General features: G+C 36.3%; 21 protein-coding genes. 8 read left to right on the top strand and 13 right to left on the bottom strand.

Annotated elements, in window-relative coordinates:
* Positions 1 to 64 precede the first annotated feature (64 nt).
* The 8 genes from CaldiYA01_RS01230 to CaldiYA01_RS01195 form a co-directional block, all read right to left on the bottom strand.
* Positions 65 to 1183 carry a uroporphyrinogen decarboxylase family protein gene (locus CaldiYA01_RS01230; protein WP_207180550.1) on the bottom strand — a complete coding sequence of 373 codons (1119 nt, stop codon included), beginning with the start codon at positions 1181 to 1183 and terminating at the stop codon, positions 65 to 67.
* Positions 1161 to 2222, bottom strand: a complete 1062-nt coding sequence (locus tag CaldiYA01_RS01225) for a uroporphyrinogen decarboxylase family protein (RefSeq protein WP_207180548.1) — start codon at positions 2220 to 2222, stop codon at positions 1161 to 1163. The genes CaldiYA01_RS01230 and CaldiYA01_RS01225 overlap by 23 nt, the downstream gene beginning before the upstream one ends.
* Before the next feature lie 213 nt (positions 2223 to 2435).
* Entirely contained in the window at positions 2436 to 3641 is a 1206-nt protein-coding gene (locus CaldiYA01_RS01220) for a sugar ABC transporter substrate-binding protein (protein ID WP_207180546.1), read from the bottom strand.
* A 138-nt stretch (positions 3642 to 3779) separates the two neighbouring features.
* On the bottom strand, positions 3780 to 4802 hold the full coding sequence (locus CaldiYA01_RS01215; protein ID WP_207180544.1) for a LacI family DNA-binding transcriptional regulator: 1023 nt from the start codon (positions 4800 to 4802) through the stop codon (positions 3780 to 3782).
* A 6-nt stretch (positions 4803 to 4808) separates the two neighbouring features.
* Positions 4809 to 6431, bottom strand: coding sequence for an alpha-glucan family phosphorylase (gene glgP, locus CaldiYA01_RS01210; RefSeq protein WP_207180542.1), 1623 nt, complete (start codon positions 6429 to 6431; stop codon positions 4809 to 4811).
* A gap of 51 nt (positions 6432 to 6482) precedes the next feature.
* Positions 6483 to 7352 carry a sugar ABC transporter permease gene (locus CaldiYA01_RS01205; protein WP_207180540.1) on the bottom strand — a complete coding sequence of 290 codons (870 nt, stop codon included), beginning with the start codon at positions 7350 to 7352 and terminating at the stop codon, positions 6483 to 6485.
* A complete protein-coding gene (locus CaldiYA01_RS01200) occupies positions 7352 to 8260 on the bottom strand; it encodes a carbohydrate ABC transporter permease (RefSeq protein WP_207180538.1) in 909 nt (302 codons plus the stop codon). The genes CaldiYA01_RS01205 and CaldiYA01_RS01200 overlap by 1 nt, the downstream gene beginning before the upstream one ends.
* Before the next feature lie 106 nt (positions 8261 to 8366).
* Positions 8367 to 10097, bottom strand: coding sequence for a glycoside hydrolase family 13 protein (locus CaldiYA01_RS01195; protein WP_207180536.1), 1731 nt, complete (start codon positions 10095 to 10097; stop codon positions 8367 to 8369).
* A gap of 236 nt (positions 10098 to 10333) precedes the next feature.
* Here CaldiYA01_RS01195 and CaldiYA01_RS01190 point away from each other — a divergent pair, with 236 nt between their 5' ends.
* The 3 genes from CaldiYA01_RS01190 to CaldiYA01_RS01180 are packed head-to-tail and all read left to right on the top strand — an operon-like array spanning position 10334 to position 14657.
* Positions 10334 to 10975 (top strand): class II aldolase/adducin family protein, encoded by a 642-nt coding sequence (locus CaldiYA01_RS01190; RefSeq protein WP_207180534.1) that lies wholly within the window; start codon positions 10334 to 10336, stop codon positions 10973 to 10975.
* Between the two features lie 32 nt (positions 10976 to 11007).
* Positions 11008 to 13998: an alpha-L-rhamnosidase gene (locus CaldiYA01_RS01185; protein WP_207180532.1), complete on the top strand. Its 2991-nt coding sequence runs from the start codon at positions 11008 to 11010 to the stop codon at positions 13996 to 13998.
* 17 nt (positions 13999 to 14015) lie between these two features.
* Complete coding sequence (locus CaldiYA01_RS01180) at positions 14016 to 14657, top strand: cobalamin B12-binding domain-containing protein (RefSeq protein WP_207180530.1); 642 nt, start codon at positions 14016 to 14018, stop codon at positions 14655 to 14657.
* 58 nt (positions 14658 to 14715) lie between these two features.
* On the opposite strand, the gene CaldiYA01_RS01175 is transcribed toward CaldiYA01_RS01180, so the two are convergent.
* The 5 genes from CaldiYA01_RS01175 to CaldiYA01_RS12215 form a co-directional block, all read right to left on the bottom strand.
* On the bottom strand, positions 14716 to 15234 hold the full coding sequence (locus CaldiYA01_RS01175; protein ID WP_207180528.1) for a nucleoside recognition domain-containing protein: 519 nt from the start codon (positions 15232 to 15234) through the stop codon (positions 14716 to 14718).
* Complete coding sequence (locus CaldiYA01_RS01170; protein ID WP_207180526.1) at positions 15231 to 15800, bottom strand: nucleoside recognition domain-containing protein; 570 nt, start codon at positions 15798 to 15800, stop codon at positions 15231 to 15233. Before CaldiYA01_RS01170 ends, CaldiYA01_RS01175 begins: the two co-directional genes overlap by 4 nt.
* Before the next feature lie 152 nt (positions 15801 to 15952).
* Positions 15953 to 17059, bottom strand: coding sequence for a Gfo/Idh/MocA family protein (locus tag CaldiYA01_RS01165; protein ID WP_207180524.1), 1107 nt, complete (start codon positions 17057 to 17059; stop codon positions 15953 to 15955).
* A 146-nt stretch (positions 17060 to 17205) separates the two neighbouring features.
* The gene (locus tag CaldiYA01_RS12220; RefSeq protein WP_238480565.1) at positions 17206 to 17679 is read right to left on the bottom strand and encodes a sensor histidine kinase; all 474 of its coding nucleotides are present in this window, start codon (positions 17677 to 17679) and stop codon (positions 17206 to 17208) included.
* Positions 17667 to 18209, bottom strand: a complete 543-nt coding sequence (locus CaldiYA01_RS12215) for a HAMP domain-containing protein (protein WP_238480564.1) — start codon at positions 18207 to 18209, stop codon at positions 17667 to 17669. Before CaldiYA01_RS12215 ends, CaldiYA01_RS12220 begins: the two co-directional genes overlap by 13 nt.
* 69 nt (positions 18210 to 18278) lie before the next feature.
* Here CaldiYA01_RS12215 and CaldiYA01_RS01155 point away from each other — a divergent pair, with 69 nt between their 5' ends.
* The 5 genes from CaldiYA01_RS01155 to CaldiYA01_RS01135 all read left to right on the top strand — a co-directional run bounded on the left by CaldiYA01_RS01155 (position 18279) and on the right by CaldiYA01_RS01135 (position 23220).
* Positions 18279 to 19220, top strand: coding sequence for a hypothetical protein (locus CaldiYA01_RS01155; RefSeq protein ID WP_238480563.1), 942 nt, complete (start codon positions 18279 to 18281; stop codon positions 19218 to 19220).
* A 23-nt stretch (positions 19221 to 19243) separates the two neighbouring features.
* The gene (locus CaldiYA01_RS01150; protein ID WP_013402211.1) at positions 19244 to 19465 is read left to right on the top strand and encodes a hypothetical protein; all 222 of its coding nucleotides are present in this window, start codon (positions 19244 to 19246) and stop codon (positions 19463 to 19465) included.
* A 120-nt stretch (positions 19466 to 19585) separates the two neighbouring features.
* Positions 19586 to 21130: an alpha-amylase family glycosyl hydrolase gene (locus CaldiYA01_RS01145; protein ID WP_207180522.1), complete on the top strand. Its 1545-nt coding sequence runs from the start codon at positions 19586 to 19588 to the stop codon at positions 21128 to 21130.
* Positions 21131 to 21401: 271 nt separating this feature from the next.
* Entirely contained in the window at positions 21402 to 22241 is an 840-nt protein-coding gene (locus CaldiYA01_RS01140) for a 5'-methylthioadenosine/S-adenosylhomocysteine nucleosidase family protein (protein WP_207182694.1), read from the top strand.
* Positions 22210 to 23220 carry an SPL family radical SAM protein gene (locus CaldiYA01_RS01135; RefSeq protein ID WP_207180519.1) on the top strand — a complete coding sequence of 337 codons (1011 nt, stop codon included), beginning with the start codon at positions 22210 to 22212 and terminating at the stop codon, positions 23218 to 23220. Before CaldiYA01_RS01140 ends, CaldiYA01_RS01135 begins: the two co-directional genes overlap by 32 nt.
* Positions 23221 to 23419: the final 199 nt, after the last annotated feature.

The raw sequence follows: 23419 nt of genomic DNA, 5'->3' as shown, positions 1-23419 counted from the left end.
CTTGTAATCAGGCTCTTTCTGAAGATATATATTATGAAACTTCGAAATAGCAAGAGAGCTGTTTTCAATACCCCAGCATAGCCTTTTTGTTTTCTAAATAATAAAGGTAATTCTCATACGGCACATCTGGGGGACACCTGTGGTCAACATGGGGTATAAAACCGCCTTGTTCCACCACCTTTTCAAGTCTTTTTAGCTCTTTTAGTATATCCTCTTTTGAACCTTGAAGTTTTGTTTTGTCAACACCACCCATAAGCCTTATACTATCTCCGTAAAGTTTTTTCAGCACCACTGGGTCTGTGCCAGCATGTACCTCCACAGGAAACATCAGATTATACCCTGCTTCCAGCCAAAGTTCAACAATTGGCATGATGTTACCATCACAGTCAGTGCCAATTATATCCACTCCATGTTTGTGCAAAAAATCTGCTATCCTCTTGTATCTGGGCAATAAAAACTCTTTAAACATCTGCGGGGATATAATTGGTCCATTGTTAAAGGCAATATCTTCCCATCCAAGAGCAAAATCTACCTCAACGTCTTTCAATGCTTTTTCCATGAGTTTTATTGAAAAATCTGTCATATACTCAATCATCTCATCCACCAAATCGGGCATGTCGTAGAATGCAAGTGCAATGTTTTCAAATCCCATCCAATCACGAAGTTTTCCTAACAAGCTTCCACAGTGTATGCATACTGGATAGTCCCTTTCCTGAAGCTCTGAAACTATCTCATCCCAGTTTTCAGGGTATCTTGCAGGGTCATCGGGATCAAGGCGCTCTTTAAACCTTTCCCAATCATCTTTATTTTTGATAGGATATTCAAGATAATGAGGGATTGTTGATGATCTGTTTTTAAAGATTTGACACTTTATACCTTCCGAATCAATTATTATCATGTACTCGTGGGTCTCTTCTAACACCTTTTGTTCAAATTGTGGAAGAAGCCCATTTTTTATTGGAACATATTTATAAGAGTCTATGCCGAAAAATTCATAAGCCTTTTCTTCATTATCTATCTCTGGCAAAAGACCTTGAGAATGCCAGGTTGGAAGTGTTTCGTTCCAATAGCCAAACTCAAAATTTGGTATTCTATCTACGTTTTGATAATGCATAACTCTTCTAAACCTTTCTCTATTTGTCAATTTGCCTGATAGGAATTTATTCTTTATTATTCTCTCCATCAGTTTTTCCCCCTTGTCTCACCAAATCCTTGTTAAAATCCTCCACAGCTTCAAAAAATGCTTTTATATTCTCAATTGGAACATGATAAGGAATGTCACAGCCAGAAGAAATAACAAAATTGGAATACTCTTTTAGCTTGAAAAGAAGCTCCTGAGTCTTGTGATAAATGCATTCTACAGAGTCATTTCTAAATACACCCACAGGGTCAAGGTTACCAAATACAAGTTTGCTCTGTGGAACCCTTTCTATGATCTTACAAAGGTCAACACAGTTGCCAAAATGAAATCCCATACATTCAGTCTCAAGCATTGACTCAACCAAGTTCTGGGTATTGCCACAGTTATGAAGAAACACAGAAAAATTTTCATCCTGCACACTTTTTACAATTTCTTTTATGTAATGAGATGAAAACTCTAAACACTGCTGAGGTGATAGAAGACCTGCAGCCGGTTCTGCAATTAAAAGCCCATTTGCACCTGCCACTTTTAAAGCATTAGCATATCTTCTTAAATATTCTGTGCACTTTTCAAGAAGCAGATGAACTTTTTCAGATTCAAGCATAAGACTTATCATAAGCTCTGTCATGTCAAACAGTCTCACAGCAAGAGAAAAAGGACCAATCATTGTTCCAAGAATGGGTTTTTGAATATTTAAGGTTTGTAATCTTTTTATAACTTCAATCACATTTCTTGACCGCCTTGTTCCAATTTCAGGAATTTGTAGCTTTTCTGCTTCATCCAACTTTTTAACAAGAGGTTCTATAACAGATGGAACCTCCTCTGAAGAAAACCGAACAGCGCATCCAAACTCTTCTGCCTCAACTGAAAGGTCCATTGCAGTTGCAATTGCCACCATATCAAAGTTTTGGCAAATTTCTTTTAAGACATTAAAATGGACATAAGCATTTTGAGCTAAATCTTTGACATCAAAACCGTCCATTAATTTCAAAATTGGATAGCTCAAAATTGGAAAAGCTCTTTTGGTATTTTTTCCTTCATCAATTAATCTTTCTTGCCACTTTTGCATATTAAGTTTCATGTTTAAACACTCTCTTTCAGACAAAACATTATATTTATTATGTTTATTAATGATTTTTTATTTTTGCTTTTATTATATCACACATCATATTAGATTTAATAAAATTTTATTTTGTAAAGATGGACTTTTTTACGAAAAAAAGGGCAGCAGAAAAAATTCTGCTGCCCTTTTGTAACCTTTAAGTTACTTAATTTCCAATGTGCTGCACATACTTTACTGCATCTGAGCAATGCCTTGCTTTATCTGTTTTACCATAGCATCTGCTGCTTGTTTTGGTGTTGCCTTACCAGTTGTAATAAGCGAAAGTGCATTACCAGCCGGTGTCCAAACAGCAGACATCTCAGGGATGTTTGGCATAGGTATTCCAACTTTTGCTTGCTCTGCAAATGCACTCATTATTTTATCAGACTTAACTTCATTGCTTGCAAGAACGCTATTCAATACTGGAATTCTATGTCCAACCTTAAATAATGTTAAAGCTGAATTTTCGAGCAAGTATTTTGCCAATTTGAAAGCTGCATCTTTGTTTTTAGACTTTGCTGAAACAAAAGCTGCTTGAACACCAACAAACGATGGTGTTGGTTTTCCATCATCTGTCTTTGGCAGAGGTGCAACTGCAAATGGTACTTTTGCCTTTATAAAGTCCTGAACATCCCATGGACCGCTGATGTAAAATGCAATCTTGCCATTCTGGAAGTTACCTTTTGCAATATCGCCTCTTATATCCTTTGGCATGAATTTATATGTCTGAACAAAATCTCTTATCAATGAAAGTCCTTTTATTGCACCATTTGTTGCAAGTCCGATATCGTTCGGATCAAGCGAACCACCTTTGTTTTTGAATACATATCCGCCGTTTTGAGCAATGAATGCAAAGCTGAAATAGAAGTTGTTTACATCGTACATAAATCCAACTTTTTTAGCTAATGTAATGAGTTGGCTCATTGTCTTTGGAGCCTCTTTCACTTTTGAGGTATTATAGAAAAGCGCATATGTCTCCATAGCAATTGGAAGAGCATAGAGCTTCCCTTCAAACGAACATGCTTCAAGCGCAGTTGATACAAAGTTTTTCTTATCAATGAGATTTGCCGGAACTGGTTCTAAAAGTTTTGCTTTCCAGAAAGCACCTAGATTGTCATGTGGAATACCAAACATGATGTCTGGCCCTTTCCCACTCATTGCAGCTGTCTGAAAGCTCTGGAATGAACCTTGGTCTGTGATGACTTTAACTGTGTATCCATTTGCTTTTCCCCACTTATCTGCAATTGGTTGCAAAGCTTTTACTTCATCTTGAGTAAGATGTGACCAGACAACAAGTTGCTTTTTTGACGTCGCAAATACTCCGCTCAGTGGTATCAGCGTAACAGCTACAAAAGCAATTATCAACGCTACCGTCAAGAACCTTTTTAGATTTTTCATAATTAAAACAACCTCCCTTAATTTATTTGATATGCAAACGTTTGATAATTACATTATATATTTCTCTCTAAAAAAAGTCAAGAGAGAGAAAAAATTTTTCACTTTGTTAATAAATTTAGCCTATTTTTCATGCAATCATTATAACGTTTGTACTTTTCCGCATGATTCTCTTTCAACAATCTGATGTGGAACTATTATTCTTCTGTATGTCTTTGTTGACTCGCTTAAGTCCATCATCAACACTTCAGCAGCAAGTCTACCAAGATGAAAAATATTAATGTCAACTGTTGTTAATGGAGGTCGGCATATCTCACTCACATTTGAGTTGTTGAAAGCAATCACTGAAAGGTCTTTTCCCACCTTAAGATTCAGATTTTCAGCAACTTTGAAAACTTCTATTGCTACCAGATCATCCATACACACGATGGCGGTGGGTCTGTCTTGTTGATTTAAAATCTCATATGCATTTTCTCTGTAGCTTTTCTTGTAATAGTTTGCAAATTTTATATATAAACTTTTTGGTTGTATACCATATTTCTCAAGAGCTTTCCTGTAGCCTGAAAATCTGTCGCTTGTTACAACCAAATCACTTGGTCCACCCATGAATGCAATTTTCCTGTGTCCCAACCTTATAAGGTACTCGGTGGCTTCAAACCCTGCTTTGACATTGTCATTGTCCACCCAGTTCACACTGTTTTCATAGCCAATCGGTCTTCCAATCACTACAAATTTAAAGTCAATACTCTTTAGATACTCAATTGCAGGGTCTTTTTCCCTTGATGAAAGGAGCACAAACCCGTCAACCTTTTTACTCTCAACAAGTCTTTTCAAAAGTTCTCTTTCCTTTTCAGGGTTTGATAGTGCAAGCAGAATATCATACTCAAAGTTATTAACAACTGCACATATGCTTGTTATCACCTGGTCGAAAAAAGAATTTAAAAAGGCGTTCTCGGGTTCTCGCGGCACAAATACACCAACCGTGAAAGATTTTTTTACAACCAGCCCTTTTGCATTTGCGTTTGGAACATAACCAAGCTTTTTTATTGCCTCAAGAACCCGCTTGGTTGTCTCAGGGCTGATTTTGCTACTGCCTGCAAGAACCCGCGAAACAGTTGATGGTGAGACATTAGCTTCTTTTGCTATTTCTTTTATTGTTGCCATCACCTATCAATCCTCGTGGAGTTTTGGGATGTACATCTTTTCGTAATATTCTTTTACCATCCTCTCTGCAGAGAACTTTTCAAGTGTAGATTCTATGCTGTTTTGCATCATCTTTACCCATTTATCTCTGTTTTTGTAGTATGTTGGTATTACCTCGTTTTGCATGACATTAACTAAACTCTTAAGGTCGTGATTATCCTGCTCTTTTTCATCTTTTGATTCAAACCCATCGCCAATCTGCCACCCATTGATTCCATGCTGGCACGCCTCAGGCCACCATCCATCTAAGGTTGAAACGTTCAAAACACCGTTCATTGCAGCTTTCATTCCCGAGGTTCCGCACGCCTCTAAAGGTCTTCGTGGGTTGTTCAGCCAGATATCGCATCCGCGCGTGAGCATCTTGCCAATTTCCATGTCATAGTCTTCCAAGAACACAACCTTGCCGGGATACTTTTTGGACATTGCAATGATATTGTTGACAATCTCTTTACCAGTGTCATCAAGTGGGTGGCTTTTGCCTGCAAAGATTATCTGTAAATCGTTTTTGAACATCTTGTCAGCCGCTTCTTTGTCCCTGAAAATGAGGTCGCTTCGCTTATATGGAGCCGCCCTTCTTGCAAATCCGATGGTTAAAACGTCTTCTCTTAACTTAACACCTGTTCTTTTTTCAACAAAATCCAAAAGCTCACGTTTTATTTGAGTATGTGTGTGCCAAAGCTTTTCAGGATTGTGTCTTGATTCTAATATTCTTCTGTCCGCCCATGTTCCAACATGAACACCGTTTGTGATACCAATTATTCTGCTTCTTCTATCAACCTGAGCCCACATAGCATTTGCTGTTATTCTGTGAAGGTCAGATACAGCATTTGAAATACGAGCAAGTCTTAACGCTGCAACTGTCATGTTAAAAGGTGCACCGCCAATATAAACAAGTTGTTCTTCAGTTAAGTTCAAGTTTGCACCCATGTACATAAGGAGTTTTAAAGGATGTGTTTCATTCCCTGCCTCAACAGGTGTATGCGTTGTAAACACAATCTTTTCTCTTGCTTTAGATAATGCCTGAACAAATGAAAGACCTTTTTCCTCCATATAATGCCTTACAAGCTCAAGTCCAGCAAATACAGCATGTCCTTCGTTGAAATGATACACATCAACCTTGATACCAAGCTCTTTTAAAGCTCTCACACCGCCAATACCCAAAACCATCTCTTGAGCAACTCTTTCTTCCCCAAACCAGCCATACAACTGTCCTGTAATCCACCTGTCGCTATTTTCAGGAAGGTCAGTATCAAGAAGGTAAAGGTCTGCGTTCTCGAAATTATCAACCTTCCATACCTTGCAGTATACATCTCTGTTTCTTATTCTTACCTTTACCTTTACACCTGTGTCTTTTAAAAAGTTGTACCGATAGATTGGAAAAGCATCAATCACACCATATTCTTCTGTAACAATCTGTTTGTTATACCCTTGTTTCCACAGTATTCCAACACCTACAACAGGGTATCCAAGGTCTTTTGCAGCTTTTAAATAGTCGCCTGCAAGTATTCCAAGCCCCCCTGCATAGATTTTAAAGTTAGAATCAAGACCGAACTCCATGCTAAAATACGCAACAGTAGGTAGTTTTTTCATTGAATCAACTCCTCCTTATAAAATTGTTTTCTTGCAAAATCAAATACAAAATTAACCCTTGACAGCACCTGCTGCAAGACCGCTCTGAATCTGTTTTTGAAGCGCCATGTATATAATCACAATTGGCAGTGATGCCAATATTGATGCTGCTGAGAACATAGGCCAGTTAGCTGAAAACTGGTTGTTTATAAAGTTTCTAAGTCCAATCGGGACTGTTGCATTTTCAGGTGACTGCAAAACTAAGCTGGAAAGTAAAAACTCATTGAACACACCGTTAAAACTCCAGATAAACATCACAGCAAGCATTGGAGCAGTAAGTGGTAGAATAATCTTTCTGAAAATTAGAAAATGTCCTGCACCGTCAATTATTGCTGCCTCATCAATCTCGTATGGTATCTGGTCCATGTTTCCTTTCAAAAGCCAGATGTTAAACGCAGAACCACCTGCCAGTACCAGAATGAGCGCAAAAAGATTGTCAAGAAGATTGAACTTTGCCAAAAGACCATAAATCGCAGGCATTGCCATAAATGTTGGAAACATCTGCAATATCAAAAGTGTTTTGAGTCCGTTTTTCCTTCCAACAAAATTTATTCTTGAAAATGCATATGCTGCTGGGGCTGTCATGAAAATCTGCAAGAATGCAACTCCAAAACACACAATCAAGCTATTTTTGACCCACATCACAAAATCAGGCAGTGTCTGAGAAGGACTGCTCTTTTTCCTAAAAAGCTCAATATAGTTTTCAAACGTAATCTCCTTTGGGAAAAATGATGACTGGAAGAACGCCCCACCTTTTGATACCGACGCAACTATAATAAACCATGTAGGAAGTAGTGACAGTATTATCGCAACCCAAATAATCACTCTTGATATCCACAGAACAATAGCATCCTGCCTTGTCATATACTCTCTTCCAACCATTATCTTTCACCACCTTCAAACGCTCTTGTCAGCTTCATGTTGATAAGCGAAATTGTTCCCACTATAAAGAAGATTATGATTGACATTGCAGAGGCCAAATCGTACCTGTAAAACTGCATTGTAAGCTTGTATGTTGTTGAAACAAGAAGGTCTGTGTGCCCTGCAAACTGAGTGTCAAGCCTTGCAGGTCCGCCGCCTGTCACAAGGTATACAACGTTGAAGTTATTGAAAGCATATGCAAACGATGAAATCAAAATTGGAAGAGCTGTTGGTACAATCATAGGTATTGTAATTTTAAATAGCTTTGTAAACCAGCCAGCACCGTCTATCTCAGCAACCTCGTAAAGTTCTGGTGGAATTGACTGAAGAGCACCAAGTGATGCATTCATCATAAACGGGTATGAAAGCCACAGATTAACAATAAATATGCTTATCTTAGCCCAAAAAGGGTCTGTCATCCAAGGCAGTGGATTTATATGAAAGGTTTTTAAAAGCATATTAATAGCCCCATACTCTTCATTCAAAAGTCCCTGCCATGCTAATGAAGCAATTGTTCCTGGTATGGCCCATGGGATTATTAATATTGACCTGTAAATATTTGTCTCTTTCATAAATTTGTTGTTAAGAAGCACAGCAAGCAAAAGCCCCACTGCAAAATTGATAAGAACTGTAACAAGTGCAAATGTAAATGTCCATGCAAATGTTGGCGCAAATACCTCTTTGAAAGGTCCTGTTATGATATCAACAAAGTTCTTAAATCCTACAAATTTGTAGTCTTCCATGTGATTGAGATTAAAATTTGTAAATGCATAGTACACTGTCATGGCAATAGGAAAAAAAGATAGCACTGCCATGGATATCAAAGCTGGCGCAAGATATACATAACCTATTGGCTCGCGCTTTTTCATAATCTTTTTCCTCCTTTGAAATAGAATGTGCAATCGTTTGCTCTTGAAGATATTATACAATTATCTTTCTTACGTGTCAACATTTTTTTAGCCTTTTTATAAGAATTTATTTAACAATTACAATTTCGTAGCTCTCCGGACTTAGCTCAACATCAATATAGCATGAATGATTTTTAATTTTCTGCTGTGTGCTGAAAAATTCAATCTCCCTGTCGACAATAAACTCTGACCACAGCCTTACTTTTTGCAAAGCTTTGCGTGGATTAAAAAGAATGTACACAGCTTCACTTTCACTTTTTCTTTCAAAACAAAGTACATCACCAATTGGAACTTCTCTTACATTGTCACTATTTAGAGCCGAAGATGCCTTTTTAAGGGCAATCAATCTTCTGTACAGGTTAAAAATCTCCTTGTCCTGCTTTTTTTCTTCCCATATCATCCCCCTTCTGCAGTCAGGGTCATGACCGCCTTCCATTCCAATCTCATCGCCATAGTAAATCATAGGAATTCCCTGATAGGTAAGGTTGTACACTGCTGCAAGCATTGCAAGTTTTTTGTCTCCAAGTCTTGTTAAAACCCTTTCTGTGTCGTGGCTGCCAATGAGGTTCAGCTGGCATGAAAATAGTACAGGATTAAATTTTAGCCTGTAATCTGCCAAAATTCTTGATGCATCCTCTGCATTATATTTACCCATCAAATATCTTGCAAAAACCTCCCACGAAAAGTAGTTCATCACCCCGTCAAACATGTCTCCCATCAAAAAGTTTTCGCTTCTGTGCATAACCTCACCAATTAGAATAACATCTTTTTTTGTGGCTTTTAGCACCCTTCTTATCCTTCTTAGAAAGTTTTTGTCAAGCTCGTTAGCAACATCAAATCTAAAGCCGTCAACGTCAAACTCCAAAAGCCAGTACTTTAAAACCTCCAAAAAGAAATCCTGAACCTCTTTGTTTGAAGTATTTATTCTCGGCATGCTGTTTACATTTGTTGCAAAGGTCTCATAGTTACCTTTTCGGATATCTACTGGTAAAGACTTTATATTATACCAGCTATAATATTTTGAATTCTTTCCATTTTTTATAATATCCTGAAAAGCAAAAAATCCAACGCCTGTGTGGTTAAAAACCATGTCAAGTATTATTCGGATGCCATTTTCGTGAAGATTGTCAACAAGTTCTTTGAACTCTTCTTTTGTACCCAAAAGTGGGTCAACATCAAAATAGTCGTCAACGTTGTATCGATGGCTTGAGTTTGATTTAAAAATTGGTGTAAGATAAATGGCATTTATTCCAAGAGCTTTAAAATACTCTATTTTTTCTTTTATGCCTGCAAAATCACCACCAAGAAAAACTTCAGAGCCTGGTACATCCCAGCTGCAGTAATTCCAATCAAATAACTTATTACTGTGTACTTGTTTTTTGCTTCTTTTGAATCTATCAGGGAATATCTCGTAGACAACCAAGCCCTCTATAAAAGAAGGTTTCTCAAATATATCTGCTTCATTTGCATATGGAAACTGAAAAGCATCAAAATAAAGGTTTTCTTCGGTATCTGTAATCCCAAACTGGTTAAACATTTTAAAATTCCCATCTAAAAGTTCAATCAAGAATTTATACGCAAATCTTGGCGTTCTATTTTGTACCTGTGCTGTATACACCTCAAAATTTCCAACATTCATGTAAAAATCCATCTTTACTTTCTGCACATTCAAATCATATCTGTCTGAGAATATCAAACTGACACTTCTTACAAAACCTTTTTGCACCCATAGTCTTACATAGAACTTATTTCTGCTCAGAGCAAAAACGTCATGAACTTGATTGTGAAGAACCTGCAAACTGTGCACTCTCCTTTTAAAATATTTTTCGAGATACAACATTGAAATTTATTTTATCACTTTTCTTTTTATAATGCAAATGTTTGCACATCAATTTTTTAAAAGCATCTTCAAAGTTTTCAAAAAGTCAAGTTTGGGTATTTTCAAATCAATCAAATAATTGTAAAATAAAATAGAACAAAAAATCAAAATAAAACAATATCACGACAATATAATTTAAAAGAAAGGTGGAAAAAATGCAGGATATAAGAAATATCAAAACACAGATATGCAGAATTGGAAGAATCATGTACGAAAGAGGTTATATTAGCGGACCTGATGGAAACATCTCTGTTAGAGTGGACAAGGATAAAATTATTACAACACCTTCTGGGGTATCAAAAGGTTTTTTGAGTGAAGATATGCTTGTTCTAATTGATATAGAAGGTAAAATTATTGAAAAGTCAAACTACAAGCCATCCTCTGAGATAAAGATGCACCTTAAAGTCTATCAAGAAAGAGAAGATGTTAATGCCTGTGTTCATGCACACTCACCTTATGCAACCACATTTGCAGTCTTAAGAAAGCCTCTTGACAAACCAATTTTAGCAGAGTCTGTTTTCATCTTTGGCGGGTACATTCCTGTTGCGCCGTTCGCAACACCTTCAACAGTTGAGGTACCAGAGTCAATAGCACCATTTATAAAAGACTATGATGCTGTACTTCTTTCAAACCATGGTGTTTTGACATACGACAAGCACTTGGAGATGGCATTTTACAAGCTTGAGGTTGTTGAGTTCTGGGCAAAGATTTTATTTTTATCAAGTCAAATAGGCACACCGCAGGTTCTAAGCGCTGAGGAGATTCAAAAGGTTTTGGATTTGAGAAAGGATAAATAAATTAAAAGCATAATATAGAAAGGAGACCAAAAATGCTTGATTTAGAAAAACTTAAAAACCCAGATAATTTTTACAGGTGCGCACCTTTCTGGAGCTGGAATGACAATTTAAAAGAGGAAGAGCTTTTGCGCCAGATAACCGAAATGCACCAAAAAGGTTATGGTGGCTTTTTCATGCACTCAAGGGTTGGGCTTGTGACAGAGTATCTTTCTGATGAGTGGCTTTACCTTGTAAAAAAATGCATAGAACATGCAAAAAAGTTAAACATGCTTGCATGGCTTTATGATGAGGACAAGTGGCCGTCTGGTTTTGCAGGCGGAGAAGTTGCCCTTAAAAACCCTTCTTACAGGCACAAATTCTTAGTACTTTTAAAGGAAGAACAGTTAGAACAAGATGATGAGGTTTTATCAAGCTTTGTGCATGAAGGTGTAAAGTACATTGTTGCAAAGCGCACAATGAAGCTTGGCGACAAGTGGTTCAACGGAAGCTGCTACGTTGACCTTCTTTCAAAAGAGGTAACTTTGGAGTTTATAAACCTCACACATGAGAGATACAAAAGCTATTGCCAAGAGTATTTTGGCGATACAATGCCGGGAATATTCACAGATGAGCCAACATATTTAAGGGTACACTACAAAGATATTGCTACATTGCCATGGACAGAAAAGTTGCCAGAAAAGTTCTTGCAGGAAAAAGGGTATGATATAAAAGATCATTTTGAAGAGCTCTTCTTCAATGTGGGCAATTACCACAAGGTCAGATTTGACTTTTTTGATATTGCGCTTGAAATGTTCATAGAAAACTTTACTATTCCTTATGCAAAGTGGTGTGAAAAAAATGGTGTCATGATGACAGGGCATTATATGGCTGAAGATACAATGCGTGGCCAGATTGAATGGATAGGCGCTGCAATGCCTCACTATGAGTACATGCAGCTTCCTGGAGTTGATAAGCTTGCAAGACATTTAGAGCAGGTAGTTACAATGAAACAGGTATCATCGGTTGCAGAGCAGCTTAACAAAAAAGGAGTACTGTGCGAAACTTTTGGAACAACAGGGCAGCATGTGAGTTTTCTTCATAGAAAATGGATATCAGACTGGCAGGCAGTGCTTGGTATAACATACATAAACCCACATCTTAGCCTATATTCCATGAGAGGTGAGAGAAAAAGAGACTATCCACCAAACCTTTTTTACCAGCAGCCATGGTGGGAAGATGAAAAGTTCTTTGCAGACTATCTTGCAAGAATTTCGTACATAGCAGGGCTCGGCAAAAGAGATGTTGATGTGCTCTTACTTCACCCTATATCATCTGCCTGGTCAGAGTATTCTAAGTTTGATGACAGCGTGGACAAGCTGGATATTTTGCTTGATAAAACGGTAAAAGAGCTCATAGCAAACAAGATTGACTTTCACTTTGGCGATGAAATAATCCTATCAAAGTATGCACAAGTTGAAAATGACAAAATTAAAGTTGGCAGTTATAGCTACAAAGTAGTTGTCTTGCCGCCTCTTACAAATTTAAGGAAGGCAACTTTTGAACTTTTGGAAGACTTTGTAAATAATGGTGGCAAAGTAGTTGCACTTAAAGATTTCATGTTTTCAAGATTTGAACTTTGCATGATAGACGGCAAAAAGTTTGATATTCCTTTAAAAGAGAAATTTATAAATGCTGCCGATTTGAATGAACTTGTGAATATCTTAAAAGAAGAGGTTTCAACTTATATTGAAGTAATTGATAAAAAGACAGGTCAAAACGCTAAAAAAATCATACTTCAGAGCAGAAAGCTAAATGATGGAAACAGAATAATATTTTTGGCAAACACAGACCTTCAAAGAGAAGCAGAAATCACAATAAAAATTCCTACTGACAAAAATGTTTTTGTCGCAAACCTTGTAGATTTTGGTGTGTTCAAGATTCCAACATTAAGAAAAGAAAAAGGCTTTGCTGTGATTGATGCAACAATGTATCCTGCATCAAGCCTGTGTCTTTTGGTATCTAGCAAGGAGCTTTCGCATAATACAAAAAATGTCATATCAGGCGTTGTATTTGACAATAGTTTTGAATACAAAACAGGTAGCGGTGAGTTTGACATAGAACTTAAAAACTACAATATACTAATACTTGACAAAATAAAATATGAAGTTGATGGAAAGGTAATTTTTGAAGATTGTTATTGTGCCCAGGTTTGGCACAAGCATTTTTATAATCTTCCAGAGGGAACCCCTTTCAAAGCCACCTACTATTTTGAGGTTGAAAAAGTACCGTCAAAACTTTTTGTGGCAATAGAATGTGCTGAGAACCTCGATATGATTCTTGTAAACAATCAGCCTGTCAAATTTGAGAGAAAAAGTGAAAGTTTTTCGCCCGACCAGAACTTTTTAGATGTTAACATTGGCAAGATTGATATCACCTCTTTTGTCAAAGAAGGCAAAAATGAAATAGTACTAAGTGGCAGAAAGTCAAACAACATCACAGCACCTGGCTGTCATGAGAGGGTAAAAGACTCCAAAAACCACAGACCAACTGAGGTTGAAGCCATTTATCTTGTAGGAAGCTTTTCTCTTATCTGCGTTGATGAGACAAGGTTTATCTTAACCGAGCCTAAAAAGCCATGTCATTTTGATATAACAAAAGACGGGTATCCTTTTTATGTTGGGTCGCTAAGTCTAAAAAGCTCTTTTGAGATTACAAAAGAAAGTTCAAAAAGATTTTATATAAAGCTCAATAGTGTCAATGCGGCAGTTGCTAAAGTGTTTGTAAACGGCAAGAAAATATGCACTCTTTTTTCCCAGCCGTTTTTGGCTGACATAACAGAGTATGTAAATGAGGGCAAAAATGATCTCGAGATAATTTTAACAAACACACTTTTTAACCTTATAGAAGCAAACCACAAAGCAGACGTGTTTGATGAGCTGTACAGACGTCCGCAGAGCTTTATTGACTTTGAAAACTTCACATCACGCTATATGATCTTGCCATTTGGCCTTGGAAGTTATAGTATATTAACATCTAATGTTTAAAGGAGGCAGATTTAAAAATGGAGATTCTAAACGAGATATCACAGCTTATTCAAAAAGGCAACGCAAAACTTGCACCTGAAAAGGTAAAAGAAGCTTTATCTTCCGGAATCTGTGCTGAGACAATCTTAAACGATGCGCTCATTCAAGCAATGTCGGTTGTTGGTGAGAAGTTCAAAAACAATGAGATTTACGTACCAGAGGTGTTGATTGCAGCACGTGCAATGAAAGCTGCTCTGGAAGTATTAAAGCCAATCCTGACAGAGACAGGTGTAAAGCCTATCGGTAAGGTTGTAATTGGCACTGTAAAAGGCGATTTACACGATATTGGAAAAAACTTAGTTGCTATGATGATGACAGGTGCAGGGCTTGAGGTAATCGATCTTGGGGTGGATGTTGCACCTGAAAAGTTCTGTGATGCTGTAAAAAATCATAGTCCACAGATTGTTGCAATGTCAGCATTGCTTACAACAACTATGCCAAACATGAAAACAACAATTGAAAAGCTACAGGAGCAAGGACTTCGCGACAAAGTAAAGGTGATTGTTGGTGGTGCACCTGTGACAGAAAGCTTTGCAAAAAACATTGGTGCTGACGGATATGCACCTGATGCGGCATCTGCTGCAGAACTTGCAAAAATGTTTATAAAAGGTGCTGCTTGAAAATTTAATATATTAATCAAAATAGCCACAGGCAGTCTTGCCTGTGGCTTATCATTTTCTACATACTCATTTTAACTATCATAGCCGCAATGATTAAAACAAAAAAATCTACAGCTATCGCTACCGGTATCAGATACCTTGTCTTTTTTACATTGGTTGCTGCAAGGTATGTGGTGATGACGTAAAAGAGAGTTTCAGTTGATGCGCATATTATAGAAGAATATATGCCTATGTCAGAGTCAACACCGTATTTTTCGAAGATGTCTTTTAACACTGCGAAGCTACTACTGCCAGAAAACGGCTTTATTATAATAAGACCAAGCACTTCTTTGTATATTCCAAAAAAGCTCAATACGGGAGACAAGAGCTTTTGTAGGATATCCAGAACCCCTGTCTTTGTGAAAAGCTCAACAGCCACAATCAGTGCAAAAACGTTGGGGAATATCTTTATTGAAATCCTAAGTCCATCTTTCACACCTTCTACAAAGCTTTTAAATACATCTATCTTTTTTGCGGCTGCAAGCAGGATTATTACAAGTAAAAAAGAGACTATCAGATAATCTGAGATATTTTTCATTTCTTCCACACCTTCGATAAGACTCTGCACATTATAATTCCCACAAAAAGACTTGCCATTGAAACAAAAAGTGTGGGAAAGGTAATGGCTGCTGGAGCTGATGATGAAAATTTGGTTCTCAGAAGTATTGCAGTTGTTGGAATCAGCTGAATTGAACAGGTGTTTATCAGCACAAACAAAATCATATCGTCAGAGGCTGTAGAATTTTTGGCTTCTTTTGAAAGCTCTTGCATGGCAAGTATACCTGCCGGCGTTGCAGCATTACCAAGCCCGAGCATGTTAGCAACAACATTTAAAAGCATAAAATTCAGCGCTCTTTCGTTTTTTGTTTTAAATAAAGCTTCAAAAATGGGTTTCAAAAGCTTTTTTAAAATCTCAACAAGGTTGCTATCCTGCACAACTCTCAAAAATCCTGACCAAAGCATTATTGAAAGCAAAATGGTTAAGAAAATATCAGCTGCTTTTTGAGGTGCCGAGAACAGAATTTCAGTAATTTTTTCTACATTCCCAAAAAGAAGCTGGTACAAAATAGAAGATACAATTGCACCAAGCCAGAATGCGTTCATTTTTTGAGCCTCTTTAGAGTTTTTGTTACTATATAATTTATACTTAAGCTTGCTTGAGAATATAACAAAAAAGCACTCTGCCAAAGAATACAAAAAACACTTTTAGCAGAGTGCAAACTTTTAAAAAGCAAATCCTCATTAAAATTTACAACTTATAAATATAAAACCTCCTTTAATAAATCCATATCAAGAAGAGGTGTGTAAGGCGCTGTGCTCTCAACATCAACAAACCTTCCCTCTTGGGCAGAAAGATAGATTGCCCACAGAGTTTCCAGCACATGATAAGAAAGCCTGCCCGATGCCCTAAGAGGTGTTGAGAGCTTTATTGAAAGTGCCATGTCAAGTATCCCAAGCCCGCGCAGGTTGTCGTAATTGAACGGATTGATGGTGGGCATCTTTGTAAATTCCTTATCATCATGTCTTTTTAAATATACTCTACCATGGTCAAAAAAGTTCGGATCTGGAACAATTAACGTACCTTCTGTCCCATAAATCTCTATCCCACGCAGGTTTGTATCCGGCACATCATACGACACAGTGACATTTCCTATAACACCTGTGTCAAAAAGAAGGTTTGCAGACACATATGTCGGCATCTCAACCTCAATCTTTTCTCCTCTGTGAGGCTCAGAAGTTATAAGCCTTTCTTTGTATGTTACCATGCCCATACCAGATACTTTTTTGACAGATCCAAGTAAAAACGCAAGAGCTGTTAAACAATAAGGCCCGACGTCAAAAAGCGGTCCTAAGTATTTTTTGAAAATAAAATGAGGGTTTGGATGCCACTTTTCAGGTCCACCGTAGAGTATAAAACAGTTTGCAGCAAAGGGTCTTCCTATCCATCCATCTTCAATTAGCTTTTTTGCTGTCTGAATGTTCGCACCAAGAAATGTATCAGGCGCACATCCAACTTTAAGGTTTTTCTTTTCTGCTAACTCCAGAATTTCTTTTGCTTCCTTAAGCGTTGAGCAAAGAGGCTTTTCACTGTAAAGATGCTTTCCACTTTCCAAAACCCTTTTGTTTATTTCATAGTGGTGCTGAGGCGGGGTGAGGTTAACAATTATATCCACATCAAGGTCATACACTTTGTCAGGTTCTACCGCCTGCGACACAGAAAACTCTGTAGCTATGTTCTTTGCCTTATCTGCGTCCACATCTGCGCACGCAACAACGTCAAATATCCCAAACCTTTTGAGATTTTTAAGGTAAACTGGCGCAATGTTGCCACAGCCAAGCACTGCAACTTTGATTTTGTTCACATTTTTCATCTCCTTATATTTTAAAAAATTTATCTGCATTATTATAACATAAATCGATTTCTCCCTTAATCACAAAGATTATTAGGCCCCAGAAACAAGAAAATCTTTATATCTGTATATCATGCTAAAATTGCTATATTCTTGATTTATTTCAACCATATTTTAAAATGAATATATCCACCCACTATAAATGTCTCAAGTTTTATATCCAAAATCTTGCAGAGTTCTTTCACGATAGACAGCCCCAGCCCAAAACCTTTCTTGCTTGATTTGTATCTTTCAAATAGAAAAATGAGTTCCTCTTCTTTGAGGTCTGTCTTATTGTAGATATCCACATACTCCCTCTCGGCCTCAATATATACCTTTTTATCTTTTGTATTTTCAATTGCATTTTGCAGAAGGTTGTTTATTATTCTTCTAAATGAATTTAAGTCAGTCTTTATCTTTGGGGAATTTAAGCTTCTGATAATAATCTCAACATCTTCAATCTCAGCAAGCTTCTTGAGCTGTTCGCATGACTGCTTGATTACTAAATTAACATTAACTTCTTCTATCTTTTTCTCAATTATCCCCGCTGAAATCTTTGAAAGCTCAACCATATTGGAAATCAGGTTTTGCATATAATCACACTGCTTTCAATTCCATCCATATTCTGTTTAATCTTTTCTTTTTCATCAATATCCAAATATTTTGTGCTCTCACAATAGCCTTTTATAACAGCAATAGGTGTTTTCAAGTCATGAACAAAATTAGCAACAAATTCTCGTCTTACCCTCTCAAGAAGCCTCAATGAATTTTTTAGGCTATTGATGGACCTTGCGAGGTCTCCAACCTCATCTGTTGAGCTGTCTTTAAGTTCAAAGTCCTCGCCTTTAGCAATCTTTTGCGTAGCAACTGAAATTTTTATTATACGCTTTGAAATATGTCGTGAGATCAAGAGCGATACTAAAAGCCCAATTAAAATAAAAATAATGCTAATTTTAATTAGATTTTTTGATATTATACTCAATGCATATCCATAATATGGTTTTGTAGTTATTGCAATAGAAGTAAAATCCCCTCTTTTCAACACGTATGCAATATATTCAACTTTAAGATGTGGATGAGAAAATTCATAAACTCCTGTCGAATTGAATACAGGCATAATCATGTGATAGGGGATATCTAATCCACCTTTTTCAAGGACAGAGGTATATCACCTAAAGAGGCTCCAAAGTATATGGCTATCTTTACTAAAGAAATTCAACTAATGAACGGCAATGAACATATTCATTATCCAATGATCATTGTAAAAAACAAGCTTTTTTCACAGTTTGAAAGCAAGAAATTAAAAGAGACTGCAGACAGAGGGAAGATTATTCCGCTTTATATCCCCTATGTTAACGATAAGGGACCACTTTACCATATAAAGCAAGGCCATTTAACTTTAGTACAGTTCGAAAACGGATTTTCATTTAGTGCAACGCTTGCAACAGACGACAAGCCATACTTTTATGACTTTAGCAAAGGGGTTTCACCTGTGTTGGTATTTATCTTCTTTTTCATACTTCTGGGAAGCATGATATTGTTTACACCAATTATCTCTCAAGAAAATGCGTTCAAACCTTCTTTGTATTTTTCAAGCTTAGGAACAGGCTACATGCTAATTGAGATTCCGCTTATTCAAAAGTTTATTCTATACTTGGGTCATCCAGTACTTGCCTTCAATTATGTACTTGCTGAGCTTTTGATTGGCAGCGGAATAGGTGCATACTTTAGCAATGCAAAGGTGTTTAACAATCTGTCAAATAGAATATATTTGCCTGCTCTTTTGGTCATGGTAATAAATATTGGTCTAATACTTTCTTTGAACTCAATATTCAAAGTGACTTCCAATTTTAGTTTAGTCAGCAAAATACTAATTGCAGTCATACTGGTTATGATTCAAGGCTTTTTCATGGGAATGCCGTTCCCAAGAGGTATAAAGATATTAAGCGAAAATAAAAAGAAAAGCAAAACAATTCCTGTGATGTGGGGACTCAATGACGTAATGTCAGTTGTAGGTTCAGTATTATCAATTATGCTCTCAATGGAATTTGGATTTACCATTGCTATGCTTGCAGGAGCTATTTTATATGGGCTTATAAGTTTACAAAATAGAAATTTGGGAATTGCTAAATAAAAAATGAAAGGTGGAATTTAGGGATGAAAGAGGCACTGCTTATACTTCTCGCAATGAGCGGATGTTTGCTAGCACACATTTTCATGCACAAAGCAATGATGGGAAGAGGTTGCCACGGCCATGACCACCACCACAGCAATGAAACCCAAAAAGCATCTGACTTCAAAGATCACCAGTTCCATCAACATCATCACAGTGAAGAATTAGTTGCACTTGATAAACCTAAAAGTGAAGAGAACAAGTAGAGGGATTTATCCCTCTTTTTTTTTTGTGATTTATCGCATCAAATTGGACAATATAGACAAAAAGGTTCATATGGTATATAATAATGCAAACGATATCATTTGAGAAAGGGGAATATTTCAATGAAGAGAATCTTAAGGTACATACTCATATTTGCTATCGTTTTTGTAATTGGACTTAGTTCGTTTTTGGCAGGTTTTTCTAATTCTCAAAGCCAAGTTCAAACTAAAAAAGACGGTTTGATTTTCTATGAAGTTTTTGTCAGGTCATTTTATGATAGTAGTGGTGATGGCATAGGGGACATAAATGGTTTGGCTGAAAAACTTCCATATATCAAATCCTTAGGTGTAAATGCCATCTGGCTTATGCCAATATTTGAATCTCCAAGCTATCACGGATATGATGTAACAAACTATTACAAAGTCAATCCCGACTATGGTACAAATGAGGATTTTGTCAACTTCATAAAAAAGGCTCACAAGATGGGTATCAAAGTAATTATAGATATGATGATAAATCACACAAGCAGCAAACACCCTTGGTTTATCGAAGCATCAATTAATAAAAATAGCAAGTACAGAAACTATTATATCTGGGCAGCACCAAACACAAACCTCGATGAACCATCAGAACTTGGCACAAGGCAATGGTACAAGAAGGGTGATAGTTACTACAATGCTATATTTTGGTCTGAGATGCCCGATCTCAATTTTGACAATAAAGCTGTGAGAGAAGAGATGAAGAAAATCGCCAAGTTCTGGTTAGAAAAAGGAGTAGATGGATTTAGGCTTGATGCTGCAAAGCATATTTATCCTTTGAGCAGAGAAAAAGATACTCTTTTGTGGTGGGAAGAATATGCAAAATTCTGTCGAAGTATTAAAAAAGATGTATACCTTGTAGCAGAAGTGTGGGACAGCCCTCAAAGAATAGCGCAATATGCAAAGATTTTTGATTCTTGCTTTAATTTTACTATTGCTCAAAACATCATTGAAGGAGTAACATATGAAAATACTCAAACTTTGCAAAATAACCTCTCTTCAATATACAATCTCTACAAAAATGTCAATCCCCAATTTGTTGATGCACCATTTTTGACAAACCATGATATGAACAGAGCTTATACCGAAATTGGGTCAAATAGCAAAATGAAATTAGCTGCAGCATTATTATTGACACTGCCTGGCAATCCTTTCATCTACTATGGTGAAGAAATTGGCATGAAAGGACAAAAGCCAGATGAATATATTAGAGAACCATTCAAATGGTATGAGACATGGAAAAAAGGACAGACAAACTGGGAGATGAGTCTTTACAATAGCGGCCCTGATGTTGCTTCAGTTGAAAAACAAGAAAAAGACAAAAATTCTTTACTCAATTTCTACAGAGACATGATTGGTTTCCGAAAAAAGAACTTACCATTACTAAAAGGAGACTTCCAGTTAATTAAAACCTCTGCTGATACACTTTGTTTCGCAAGAGTTTACAATAATCAGAAGATGGTTTTAATTTTTAACTTTACGGGCAAGGAATTATCAAAGACTATAACCCTGCCATCTAATATTAAGCTTGCCGGCAAAATAGTTAAAGGATCTGGGAAAATCTTGTCTTTAAAAAATGGAAAACTTTCTTTTTCAATAAAATCTTATTCCTTTATCATCTTAAATTAACAGCTAGAAAAACTAAAATCATATCTTTAATAGAGTTGCAGAGACGGGCAATTTTTTCAGAATCGCCCGTCTTTAAATTTTTTTAAAAAATCTTTTATCATCTATTCAAAAAACTAATTTTAGATTTATATGTTCACAATCATTTAACAAAAAATAAATTTAAAACATAGTGCTAAGCTTTCTTCAAACAATATCAGAGAATTTTGATATGTGGTATAATCGAAATTGGAATTTGAAATCTGCAAACAGCAACAAAAGGAGCGAGCTTTTAATGATATACATCGTCACTGCATTTCATGTAGAAGCAAAGCCTCTGATAGAACATTTTGACCTGAAAAAATTATATGAACCTTCAAAATTTCAGATTTTTTCCGGCAATGATATTCTTCTTATAGAAAGCAAGGAAGGAATTGTAAAGAGCAGTATTGCAACAACATTTGCCATGACAAAGTTTGGAGCAGGTAGCAAAGATATAGCCCTGAACATTGGGATTTGCGGAGCTGTGGAAAATGCCTTTTCAAAAGGCGATATTATTCTTTGCAACAAAATAATAAATCACCACTCAAAAAAGGCATTCTACCCAGACATTTTAATTCAGCATAGCATGAAAGAGGCAACACTCGAAAGCTTTATGCACCCTGTGAAAAAAGAGAGCTTGCCAGTTGAAATCGAGGGAGATATAGTTGACATGGAGAGTGCAGGATTTTTTGAGGCAGCTTCTATCTTTTTGCCCCTGCACAATGTACACTGCATCAAGATTGTTTATGACTTTTTGGACTTTGAAAAGATAAATCTTGTTGAGATTCAAAATCTGATAAAACAAAGTATTCCTCATATAGAAAGTCTGATAAATTCCCTCTTAAAACTAAATCTTGAATTTTGTAGCAATGCTCCTGAAATTGATAATATACCTCTACTTGTAAATAAACTAAAAAACAGTTTACATCTTACAGCTTACATGACCAATGAGCTTGAAAGTTTGCTAAAAGACTATATAATAAGGCATAAAAAACTTCCTGATTCTATTTTTGAATTTTTTGAAGTTCAAATAAACTCTAAAAAGGAGGGCAAAAACTACTTTGACAAGCTCAGAAAAATCCTTCTTAGCTAAGCATTTTTCTCATGTTTATATTGAAAAAGCTGTTCTTTCTCATCCTGTTACAATAAAGATTTTAGAGAACCTGCAAAACTCTCAAATAGTTAAAATAGATAACTACAAAGAGGTTTTCTGCAGAGCAAGGCAAAATTACTCTCTTCAGGAAAAGAGTAAAAAACTAATACTTGCAAAAAAATGGGGAGAGTTTCTCTATCCCGGTCCCTCAATTTGCCACAACTTTGGATATGACAACTTTTTTTATACAAGCAACATTTTGAACTGTATTTACAGCTGTGAGTATTGCTTTTTAAAAGGAATGTACTCCTCTGCAAATGTAGTAATATTTGTAAACATCGAAGACTACTTTAAAGAGATTGATGCTGTTTTGAAAAATAAGCCGCTGTATCTTTCTGTATCATACGAAACAGACCTTTTAGCACTTGAAAAAATTGTCCCATTTTCTTCTGCTTGGATTGAATATGCAGCTTCAAAGCAAAATTTGACAATTGAAATCAGAACGAAAAGTACCAACTTCCAAGCTTTAGAAAACTTGAAACCTCAAGATAATGTAATTTTAGCATGGACACTGTCTCCTCAAGAAATTATAGAAAAATTTGAACATGGCACACCTTCTTTATCTTCACGACTTTATGCAATTAAAAAAGCTACAGAAAATGGCTGGAAAGTTAGGCTTTGCTTTGACCCAATTTTATATATTGAAGACTGGAAATCAATTTATGAAAAGTTCTTAAAACAAGTTTTCGGAGAGATAAACCCTGATAAGATTTTAGATATTTCACTTGGACTATTTAGAATCCCAAAAGACTATCTTAAGAGAATGAAAAAAGCATTTGCAAACGAAATTACTTCTTTTCCTTATGAAGAATCACAAAATATCTACACTTACCCGAAAGAATTAAAAGAAGAAATGACAAATACAATACTTTTGAAACTTAGAGAATTTGTACTACCTTCAAAAATTTTTGTGATATAATTGTAAAGAAGTCAACAAAGTGTAATTGATACCTGCTGCCAAAGATAGCTTTGCTGATGATAAATTATGCTGTTTTTTCAAATACTCTAACTTTGTCATTTTAAATCAACTCCTTTCCAGTATTTTTCAAAAATAAAAGCTGCCCCAAAGAAGTTTTAAAACTTCTTTAAGGCAGCTTAATTTTTTCAATTTTGCGTGT

Origin of the sequence: Caldicellulosiruptor diazotrophicus, assembly GCF_017347585.1 — a bacterium.
GTDB classification, from domain to species: domain Bacteria; phylum Bacillota; class Thermoanaerobacteria; order Caldicellulosiruptorales; family Caldicellulosiruptoraceae; genus Caldicellulosiruptor; species Caldicellulosiruptor diazotrophicus.
This window is presented reverse-complemented; position numbering and strand designations above follow the sequence as displayed.

Coding starts and splice junctions, on each gene's coding strand:
- CaldiYA01_RS01230 (WP_207180550.1), bottom strand. CDS start 1,183: ATGGAGAGAATAATAAAGAATAAATTCCTATCAGGCAAATTGACAAAT.
- CaldiYA01_RS01225 (WP_207180548.1), bottom strand. CDS start 2,222: ATGAAACTTAATATGCAAAAGTGGCAAGAAAGATTAATTGATGAAGGA.
- CaldiYA01_RS01220 (WP_207180546.1), bottom strand. CDS start 3,641: ATGAAAAATCTAAAAAGGTTCTTGACGGTAGCGTTGATAATTGCTTTT.
- CaldiYA01_RS01215 (WP_207180544.1), bottom strand. CDS start 4,802: ATGGCAACAATAAAAGAAATAGCAAAAGAAGCTAATGTCTCACCATCA.
- glgP (WP_207180542.1), bottom strand. CDS start 6,431: ATGAAAAAACTACCTACTGTTGCGTATTTTAGCATGGAGTTCGGTCTT.
- CaldiYA01_RS01205 (WP_207180540.1), bottom strand. CDS start 7,352: ATGGTTGGAAGAGAGTATATGACAAGGCAGGATGCTATTGTTCTGTGG.
- CaldiYA01_RS01200 (WP_207180538.1), bottom strand. CDS start 8,260: ATGAAAAAGCGCGAGCCAATAGGTTATGTATATCTTGCGCCAGCTTTG.
- CaldiYA01_RS01190 (WP_207180534.1), top strand. CDS start 10,334: ATGCAGGATATAAGAAATATCAAAACACAGATATGCAGAATTGGAAGA.
- CaldiYA01_RS01185 (WP_207180532.1), top strand. CDS start 11,008: ATGCTTGATTTAGAAAAACTTAAAAACCCAGATAATTTTTACAGGTGC.
- CaldiYA01_RS01180 (WP_207180530.1), top strand. CDS start 14,016: ATGGAGATTCTAAACGAGATATCACAGCTTATTCAAAAAGGCAACGCA.
- CaldiYA01_RS01175 (WP_207180528.1), bottom strand. CDS start 15,234: ATGAAAAATATCTCAGATTATCTGATAGTCTCTTTTTTACTTGTAATA.
- CaldiYA01_RS01170 (WP_207180526.1), bottom strand. CDS start 15,800: ATGAACGCATTCTGGCTTGGTGCAATTGTATCTTCTATTTTGTACCAG.
- CaldiYA01_RS12220 (WP_238480565.1), bottom strand. CDS start 17,679: ATGCAAAACCTGATTTCCAATATGGTTGAGCTTTCAAAGATTTCAGCG.
- CaldiYA01_RS12215 (WP_238480564.1), bottom strand. CDS start 18,209: ATGATTATGCCTGTATTCAATTCGACAGGAGTTTATGAATTTTCTCAT.
- CaldiYA01_RS01155 (WP_238480563.1), top strand. CDS start 18,279: ATGGCTATCTTTACTAAAGAAATTCAACTAATGAACGGCAATGAACAT.
- CaldiYA01_RS01150 (WP_013402211.1), top strand. CDS start 19,244: ATGAAAGAGGCACTGCTTATACTTCTCGCAATGAGCGGATGTTTGCTA.
- CaldiYA01_RS01145 (WP_207180522.1), top strand. CDS start 19,586: ATGAAGAGAATCTTAAGGTACATACTCATATTTGCTATCGTTTTTGTA.
- CaldiYA01_RS01140 (WP_207182694.1), top strand. CDS start 21,402: ATGATATACATCGTCACTGCATTTCATGTAGAAGCAAAGCCTCTGATA.